The sequence below is a fragment of the Peribacillus sp. genome (genome assembly GCF_059453735.1).
In genome coordinates this window covers 1-3,190 of sequence record NZ_JAZVJO010000511.1, presented here as the reverse complement: position 1 = coordinate 3,190, position 3,190 = coordinate 1, and the positions used below count along the sequence as shown (strand labels likewise).

The window sequence follows — 3,190 nt, the reverse complement described above, 5'->3', positions numbered from 1 at the left end:
GATCCTCCTCGTTATGAACTTCTTTCATAATGGGCAAGTGAAGAGAATGCAAAATAGTGTCTGGTGACGGCAATTGGTCTGGATAATTTTCAAAAAAAGCATCTAATCGTTCAAAAACGAGCCGATTTAAGGACTCTGTATCAACAAGTCCTTCACAAGCGGTAATGGTAACGTTTATTGGATGTGCTGTTCGGAAGGTAAAGGAGTCGAAAAATACATCCGCTGAATCAGCAAATAACTCTCTAAGGTAGCCTTCATTAGGAGAAAATTCTAAAGCCATACTTGGTTTATTACTTGGAATTGTAGGTCTCTTTTTTGTTCTCTTGAACATATTGACTCCTCCTGCTTTTCTTGTTAGCTAAAGCGGCAATGATGCCTAGAATAATGGAGATGGCAAGGAAAAACCAAAACGTAAAAGGCATTAGAAATGAACGGATAAATGAATAAAAGATGATATCGCTCATTGGAATAAGGTTAGAAATGATCAAAAAAAGTGAAAAGCCTGCTAGTAGGATTATTTTTTTCTTATTGTTTTTAAATGTAAAGGTTTCGGCTGAGAGAAATAAAAAAAATGAAATCCTAATAAAGGCTCCAGTAATCCACTGGTAGATGGACAGAAAGTCAAGATGCTCAATAAATCTTCCTAATGAAACAAGTCCCCATTGTTCAAAGGCAGGGTATTTTTGACGTGCTGCCTCATAAGGTCCAAACTCAGTCAGGGATCCAATCAAAGGTCCTATGATGAGCCCAGCTAAGATAACACTATTAATCAGGAAAAGTTTAATGGTCATTTTTCCATGTACTTTTTGTTGGATGAAAAGAAGAGCAATAATTTCTATTAGTCCGGATAAAGGGTAAATAGTCCCTGAAATTACTGGTTTAAATCCATGCTCTAAAATCGGTTTTAAAAGTGTGTGGTCTTTGTATTGGATATTGGCGAAGGCCACAAAAAAACCGAAAACAACGACTGCTGTCAGGACAAATGTATTTAGAATAACGATGGTTTGTATATTGGTTATCGACAGTAAAAAACAAAGAATGGTAAATAATATTACACTGAAAAATATTGGGGTAATCGGTAGATAAGATACTTTTGTCCATGAAATAAACTCTTTAAGAGTGACTGCAGCGAGTAACACAAATACCAAACTAACAATTATGGAAAAGGTCCGGCCAAATACTTTGCCTGTATGTTGTTCAACAAATTGAAAGATATTTTGATTGATGGTTTTTCTATGGATATAGGAAAGTAAAAAACACCAACACAGAATAAAACCAAGAGCGATTCCGACAGACAACCAGCTATCCCTTTTAGCAGCACCTAATAAATGCGGGATAACAGTAACATGATTCTTCAAACCAATCGCTGTAATAATCAGGAGTGATATTTGTAAGAGTGAAACTTTAGGCTGGTTATTCATTAGACAGCTCCCTATATAGTTACTTATTATTATCTTTTTCTAATAAAGGGAAATTTATTTCAATATTTTTCATTAGAGGAATTGAAGGGAAACAGGGTAGTCATAAAAACGAGAATGAAAAATATAAATGACACATAGGGATGCATGAAAATAATGTGGGCGAGGAGGGGCGCAGCATGTCAGAAAAGGAAAAGAAATTAAGCTCAAAGCCGCTTCTTTATATTGTTCAACCGGACATTTTAGAGCCAGAAACAGTAAATATGCAGAAGGAATTTAGAAGCAAAAAAACTAAGATAGATAATAAAACAGAAGTAGAGCAAGTGGAGGCAACCGAGATAGTTCCTGAACATGAAGTGAAGGTCGAAAGTGAAGATAGGGAAGAGAAAAAGAGGAAAGAACAGCAGCTTGAGCAGATGAAGCATGACTTTGGGGTTTATAAAGCTATGGATGAAATTCATGCCGAGATTGATTCTATTAAACAAATAACGGATCATTACTCACCGGAAGGAACGTCGATTATAAAAGAAAATATCCCAGTCGCAAATGGAGGCGGCGTTCATGAAATTAAAAAGCTTGAACCAAAGTCTGCGGAAGAGGTTCAAAGAAAAGAAGTAAGAAAAGCAGTGAAGGATCTTTTACGTAAAACAGAGAAAGGCGTAACTCCTCTTTGTGAAGCGAAAATCAATGGACGTATTGTCCGATTTCAGCTTTTGGGAAAAAAAGGGGAATCTGTACAAATAAAAACAGGCACGACAATTCAAAATGTACAAATAATCGATCTTTCTGATTTTAAAGTACTTTAAATACAGATGAAAGGGGCGGATCGTAGAGGATGTTACTGAAAGAAATCAGTTGGACGGTAATTACCATGCTCGGACTAGCGTCTTTTAGACTCACTCGAATTATCGTCTTCGATAAGATTACCTCATTCTTACGTGCCCCGTTTTTTAATGAAATAGAAGAAACGAATGAAGCTGGAGAGAAAGAAATTTATTTAATTCCGAAAGAGAAAGGACTTAAAGGCTGGATTGGGCAGCTCTTGAGCTGTTATTGGTGTACAGGTATTTGGGTCAGTCTATTTATAGGTTATGTATATACGTTAGAGCTCCCAATAGGAGAATTCTTTATTATTATTCTGGCGATTGCTGCAATAGGATCCCTTATTGAAACAATCGTGTTACATCTCATAGGCTAGTGTATCAAGCAAGAAAGGAGCAATAAACATACTCTAATCATATATTCCATATAAAAGGAGTGTAGATAATGGATAGGAACATTAATCAGCAGCCGTATCAACAACCGTATCAACAGCCATTTCAACAGCAACAACAGCCTAGTTATGCATATCAGAGACCAGTTAAGAGAATCCCAAAAGTAAAAAAGGACTGTGGGTGCAATAAAGGTGGATATAAAAGGTAGTGATTAGAAGCTAGACTCATTTAGAGTCCGGCTTTTTTTTATTTAAGTAAGCAAAGGGATAAGAGCAGAGGAAATAGGCTGCATCGAGTAGGACATAGCCTGCACATAACGACAAAAATTTCATATCTTAACAGTGAGCTAAGCTTAAAGCGAGGTGAAAAATATGTTTGGATTATGTGGAGGAAACAACTCTTGCGGCGGTGGATATGGCGGCGGATATAGCAATAGCTACGGCGGTGGAGGATACAGCAGCGGTGGCTATGGCAGTGGGTTTGTATTAATCGTCGTATTATTTATTTTGTTAGTTGTTGTCGGCGCTTCATTCTGCTAAGTACTCAATGGAATAGGCG

The 3,190-nt window shown here is 37.0% G+C and carries 5 protein-coding genes and 1 pseudogene; 4 read left to right on the top strand and 2 right to left on the bottom strand.

Features of this window, described 5'->3' with window-relative positions; translation table 11 throughout:
- Together AC52RT_RS16930 and AC52RT_RS16925 are read right to left on the bottom strand one after the other, a co-directional pair.
- Positions 1-331 (bottom strand): annotated as a pseudogene (locus tag AC52RT_RS16930) (hypothetical protein); the annotation flags it as partial.
- Positions 291-1,421: a GerAB/ArcD/ProY family transporter gene (locus AC52RT_RS16925; protein WP_495541829.1), complete on the bottom strand. Its 1,131-nt coding sequence runs from the start codon at positions 1,419-1,421 to the stop codon at positions 291-293. The pseudogene AC52RT_RS16930 and the gene AC52RT_RS16925, both read right to left, overlap by 41 nt.
- Before the next feature lie 176 nt (positions 1,422-1,597).
- Here AC52RT_RS16925 and AC52RT_RS16920 point away from each other — a divergent pair, with 176 nt between their 5' ends.
- The 4 genes from AC52RT_RS16920 (at position 1,598) to AC52RT_RS16905 (ending at position 3,171) form a co-directional block, all read left to right on the top strand.
- Positions 1,598-2,224: a hypothetical protein gene (locus tag AC52RT_RS16920; RefSeq protein WP_495541828.1), complete on the top strand. Its 627-nt coding sequence runs from the start codon at positions 1,598-1,600 to the stop codon at positions 2,222-2,224.
- Between the two features lie 29 nt (positions 2,225-2,253).
- Positions 2,254-2,616, top strand: a complete 363-nt coding sequence (locus tag AC52RT_RS16915) for a DUF1360 domain-containing protein (RefSeq protein WP_495541827.1) — start codon at positions 2,254-2,256, stop codon at positions 2,614-2,616.
- A gap of 68 nt (positions 2,617-2,684) precedes the next feature.
- Complete coding sequence (locus AC52RT_RS16910) at positions 2,685-2,840, top strand: hypothetical protein (RefSeq protein WP_495541826.1); 156 nt, start codon at positions 2,685-2,687, stop codon at positions 2,838-2,840.
- A 163-nt stretch (positions 2,841-3,003) separates the two neighbouring features.
- The gene (locus AC52RT_RS16905; protein WP_495541825.1) at positions 3,004-3,171 is read left to right on the top strand and encodes a YjcZ family sporulation protein; all 168 of its coding nucleotides are present in this window, start codon (positions 3,004-3,006) and stop codon (positions 3,169-3,171) included.
- The last annotated feature ends 19 nt before the right edge of the window (positions 3,172-3,190 follow it).

Coding starts and splice junctions, on each gene's coding strand:
- AC52RT_RS16915 (WP_495541827.1), top strand. CDS start 2,254: ATGTTACTGAAAGAAATCAGTTGGACGGTAATTACCATGCTCGGACTA.
- AC52RT_RS16905 (WP_495541825.1), top strand. CDS start 3,004: ATGTTTGGATTATGTGGAGGAAACAACTCTTGCGGCGGTGGATATGGC.
- AC52RT_RS16910 (WP_495541826.1), top strand. CDS start 2,685: ATGGATAGGAACATTAATCAGCAGCCGTATCAACAACCGTATCAACAG.
- AC52RT_RS16925 (WP_495541829.1), bottom strand. CDS start 1,421: ATGAATAACCAGCCTAAAGTTTCACTCTTACAAATATCACTCCTGATT.
- AC52RT_RS16920 (WP_495541828.1), top strand. CDS start 1,598: ATGTCAGAAAAGGAAAAGAAATTAAGCTCAAAGCCGCTTCTTTATATT.